General features: G+C 60.7%; 3 protein-coding genes. All 3 read right to left on the bottom strand.

Annotated features, from left to right (window positions below; all coding sequences use genetic code 11):
* Positions 1-1,212 carry a PorV/PorQ family protein gene (locus tag LLH00_14045; protein ID MCE5272396.1) on the bottom strand — a complete coding sequence of 404 codons (1,212 nt, stop codon included), beginning with the start codon at positions 1,210-1,212 and terminating at the stop codon, positions 1-3.
* 66 nt (positions 1,213-1,278) lie between these two features.
* Positions 1,279-4,533 carry a hypothetical protein gene (locus LLH00_14050; GenBank protein MCE5272397.1) on the bottom strand — a complete coding sequence of 1,085 codons (3,255 nt, stop codon included), beginning with the start codon at positions 4,531-4,533 and terminating at the stop codon, positions 1,279-1,281.
* A 75-nt stretch (positions 4,534-4,608) separates the two neighbouring features.
* Positions 4,609-5,029 (bottom strand): hypothetical protein (locus tag LLH00_14055; GenBank protein ID MCE5272398.1); only part of this gene is annotated, 421 nt, incomplete at its 5' end.

Here is a 5,029-nt window from a genome sequence, read left to right on the forward strand (position 1 = left end):
CTAAAAACCCAGGCTCACCGTGAAGAAATTATCCGCGCTCAGACGGCCCTTGTTCCGGTATGCGTAGTTGAAACTGCTCGTGCGCCCGGCGACCTTGCGCATCATTCCGCCGCCGAAACTCAAGCCTTGCAGCGTGGGATCATCACCCCAGTACTTGTATCCGAAAGCATCCGTATCCTCGGTGTATTCATCTGTCTGGATGAGCCAGCCGAGGCGCAGGGCCCCCGATATGAACTGGGTGAAATTATAATTCAATTCGGTCCCGGTGGCATAGCTGAGCGGTATGTTGCTGTTGCGCCAGATTTCGCCGGTAGCCAGCCAGTTGGCTTTTTCGCTGGTCAGCAGGTTGTAGGCCAGGGCCAGCTTGAGCACCGTGGGCAGACGGTAGGTGTGTGTCTGGCGGTACATCCAGCGGTTCGCCCGGCGGGAGGTGCTGGTCTTCAGGTCCGAATAATCGCTGTACCCGGAGGGATAGCTGTCGTCATAATCCTCCGGACCCACTTCATACAGAAGGTTGGGGCCGTGCATGGTGATGTTGGTCCCCAGGTTCTGGATGGCGAAGGCGAACTTGATCTCCCTGCCGGCGAACTCGGTATGATAGATCGCTCCGGCATCGATTGCGAAAGCGTTGCCGCCCAGGTTGCCCAGCAGGTCCTGGTGGATGTACTTGACACTCAGGCCGCCGACAAAGCGGTCCGAGAAAGTCATCGCCACCGTGCCACCCATCTGGTAATCATAGGCGTTGTAAGTCCGCCCGGTGCCGTTCGGGCTGGTGATGGTGGTGATCTCGGTCTCGGGAACGTCCAGGTAGCCGAAAAATCCACCCAGGACAATGTTCCCGTCGCCGACCGGCACTGCCCCGGCGGCATAGCTGTAAGTCAGGTCCATGGTGTAATCGACTATGGTCACCATGACCTGCTTGTTCTGCAGGAATCCCAGGCCGGCCGGGTTCCACCAGATCGAGGAAATGTCGTCGCACACAGCCGTGTAGGCGCCGCCCAGGCCGATTCCACGGGCGCCTACCTGGATTTCAAGGAATTCCGCCGCCCGGACCCCGACAAAGGACGCATCGCGTGGCCGCCCCTGTGTGATATACTTGTCCAGGCCGGTGTATTCCTGGTTCGACACACCCTGCGCGAACGACGGCAGCGTGACGAACATCAAGGCCAGACACGCGGTCAATAAAGTCCGCTTGACCTTTGTACTTAACATATCTTGCCTCCGTTTATTCAAGAGGAAACTCCTCGTCGCAATAGTTATACGCACGGCTCGACTTCATCAATTGACTATGTAGAACCTGCCGGTGTAGCTCTTCCCGCGTGAGTCAGTCACGAGATAGAAATACAACCCGCTGGCCACGGTCTGTCCGAAACGGTTCCGCATGTTCCAGGGCTCCGTCCCGCTGTGGTTGTCGTATCCGGAGAACTCCTTGGGATTGTTGCTGATATCGAGCCTGTCCCAGTCCTTGTAATCCCCCCATCCGTACCGGTTCGAGCCGATGTGGTTCAGGACATTGACCAGGTGGCCGCCCAGCGAGTAAATCCGGATCGTGCAGAGGTCGGGCAGGTTGATAAACTCGATCCGGCGCGAACTGGGCGAAAGATCGAGGAACGAGGAAGCCAGATAGGGGTTCGGAACGACCCTGATCTTTGACAGGTCCGCGTCCTCGGCTTTCAGCGAGGAGGGGTTGACAACCACCGACCAGCTGTCGCCGACCTGCGGCAGGTCGGGATACTGGGTAAACTCGGTCATGTCATCGTTCCATGTCCCGAAAGCCACGGTGACGGTCCAGACCGTCCCGGGCGCCGGCATGGTCAGTCCGCTTTCGCTGCGCACCACCCAGGTCAGGCCGTCGATCCAGAATCCGAATTCCTCGGTGTTGTCCACCGCGATCTTGTCGGTCATCTGGTACTGGCGCTCGCTCCTGGGCGCCCGGTCGATAAAAGTCTCCGTGATGTAGTTGCCCTCGGAGCCGCTGGTGAACCCGCCTCCGAAGCCTTCCACGGTCTGGAAGCCCCAGCCGGTCTCGTCCATGAATTTCACGTGCTGGAAAGCCGCGCCGCGCGTAAGGTCCTGGACATCCACCGTCAGCATGCCGCTGCCCGCATCCTGCCAGGTCACCCGGAACTGTCCGCTCCTGGTGAACGCGATATTGCTGGGCAGGGAGCCGGGCTCGGTGTCCTCGCCGCACCAGCGGCCGGTCCACAGACCGATATCGGCGCCGGTGTAGCCCCCGGCGTCGAGTTGGTGGTATAGCGGGTCGCCGACCGTGTTCGTGTTGGCCAGGCCGGTGAAAGTCACATCCAGAGCGTAGTTGATGCCGTCGGCATCCACCGGGCCGTTGAAAGTGAACCTCTGGTTGTCGTCGCCGCCGCCCAGCAGGGTCATCGTGGGGCTCTGATAGCTGCCGTCAATTAACTGGATGGAGCGCTGGCCGGCCATAATTCTTCCCGCACAACTCTTGTCGTAGGCATCGGCTCCGGTGCAGCGCAGGCTCAGGTTCAGGGCGCTGGTGATCCGCTCGCTGTTGACCGGCTGAAAGATCAGGTTGCCGATAGCCGGGGCCAGCACCTTGGGCGCTTCGGTAAGGTTCCCGTCCCCGTCTCCCGCCAGTATCACAGTCCCCTCGGTTTCCGGCGTTCCGGACAGGGGGTTGAAGGTTATCGATTGCATGTCGGCGCCCTTGAAATTCGAGGCGTCGCTGCGCGGCAGGATGACATACAGCCCGTTGCCCGGCCGGTTCCACTGCTTGCCGCTGGACGGATCGGGCAGGCTGAACTCCGTGCCGGTGGACGGGTCATAGTTCCGGTCATAGGGCACCAGGGCGTACCAGACTTTCATTCCGTTGCGCATCCGGTACAGCGGCTCGTCATCCGAATAAACATCCACGTAGAAGAAATTGACGTTGTTCTGGGAAAGGCTGCCCTGCCAGATAAGCTCGGAATGAGAGTCCGAGGGGCCGACGAAGCTGCGGTACAGCCGGAAGCCCTCGAAATCGAACTCCCGGTAGAGGTGGTCGGGGTCCAGTTCCGGATTATTCTGCAGGAACGCGTAATAGGCATCCGGAGTGTGGAGGTTGATGTCGCTCCAGGTGAGGGTAACCTGGCGGTCGCCGGGGATGATGGTCAGCGGGGGCGAGGCCGGTGTCTCGGGCAGGACGAAATGACCGTTATAGACGACCTCGGCCACGTTGGCCATGTCGAGGATAGGGTTCAAGGCGGTCTGCACGCTCTGATCGTCTATGTTGTTGATGTCCTGCGAACTCGGGAAGCTGAAGTTCGGCGGATCGAGGTAGGTGAACATGATCGCCGCATCCAGGCTGAACGAGTCCCTGGGGGTCACGTTGTGCATCTCGCCCCAGTAGTTGTAGCTGTTCATGGCGTTCTGCTCGCCCCAGATCCACTGCCGGTAGCGGGAGTCATCCGGCAGCAGCACGCCCGGCCAGCCGTCGAGCGGCTTGCCGGTAAAGGGGCTGATCGACGGCGCGTAGAACTCGCCGGTGGCGGCCCAGCGTCCCTGGGCGTAACGGTAGGAGCGACCCATCGAATAGCCGCTGGCCATCGGCTCCTCGGGATAGAACCCGTACTCCGCCCCGTTCCAGCCCAGGGCGCAGGTGTTGGTCAGCCGGATTTCGTCCTCGCCGTGCTGCGGGTTGCGCATCTGGTAGTAGGCCATGGCCGCGGGGTTGCCGGAAAAAGAGCTTTCCACGCCGTTGCGGTCCGCCTGGACGATGATCTGCTTCGGGAAGTAATAAGCCCAGGCCTCGTCCTCCCCGCCGACGAAAAAGCCGTTGGCGGTGCAGTAGTACTGGATCGCCCCGACCCAGGTCTGGCCATCGGGAGTGTTGGCCACCTTGGCCACGATATCCGGGTTGGGACTCCACTTGAGGTATTCCGACATGTTGCGGAAAAAGACGTGCATGTAGACCATGTTGTTCGATTCGGCGAAGTTCAGGAAATAGAACTGGTACTCCACCGATTGGCCCACCCCGGGAATGCCGAAAGTGTCGCCGAAGCGGGAGGCGATGGTCAGCGCGCCGTGGAGGATCGGCGCGCCGCCGGTGGACCGCCCTTCGCGGAACTCGGCCGGCCAGACCGCCAGGTCCTCGGCATCGCTGGAAACGAAGAGGCGGTTGTTTTCCAGCCGGGCGGTGGCCTCATCCATTTTCTCGCCGGCCGTGGCCAGGGAGGTGATAAGGTCGATCTGTTCCAGGGAGCTTACACAGCCGACCACTCTTCCGCCGCGGGACAGGATGCAGGCCGTGTCCTCGACCGTCCCGTTGCCGTCGGCATCCCTGATCACATGGACTCCCCAGTTCCAGCGGCCCACCGCATAGAAATTACCGCTTCCGGCAGGGTACTGGTGGACATCGCTCACCAGGGGGCCGCCGTACTGGTTGGTGCCGACCACCAGGCCGACATTGTTACCGTTCGCGGTATAAGAGCTTTTCACCTCGGCGAAGGCTGTCGATGCCAGGCAAGCCAGCATCGCGGCCAGGGCCGGAGTCAAGATCAGAAATCTCTTTTGAAGCATAGGTTCACTCCTGTATTGTGTCTGCATTGGACTGGACAGCAAACCGTCCGCTGTCGCACCGGCCGTCAGGCTGAATCAGAACGTGTACTCCGCCCCGAGACGCACCTGACGGGCCATACCCCATGCAGTCTTGTCCATCGTGCTGTTCATGAAACTCTGGGCGATGTTCCCCTTGGCCGCTTCCATCAGGCTCAGCACGCCATCCTGGTTGTAATCGTTCTGGAACCAGGCTTTTTTGATCGCCGGGAGGTTGTCGTTCCAGACCTCTTCCACGCCCCCCATCGGGCCCCGGTAATACTCCTGATATGTGTATCCGGAGGGATAGGGAGTGGGCAGTTTCTGGTTCAGGGCGTTGAAAACCTCCCCGAACAGGGAGACGCGCCGCGAGCCGCCGAGACTGAAAGTCTTGGACAGGCGCAGGTCGAGGTTGTAGGACCAGCGGCCGCGGAAATAGTTGATCCCGCCGACCGGCTTGCCGTTGCGGAAACTCATCCAG

This window comes from bacterium, from assembly GCA_021372515.1.
Lineage (GTDB): Bacteria > Gemmatimonadota > Glassbacteria > GWA2-58-10 > GWA2-58-10 > JAJFUG01.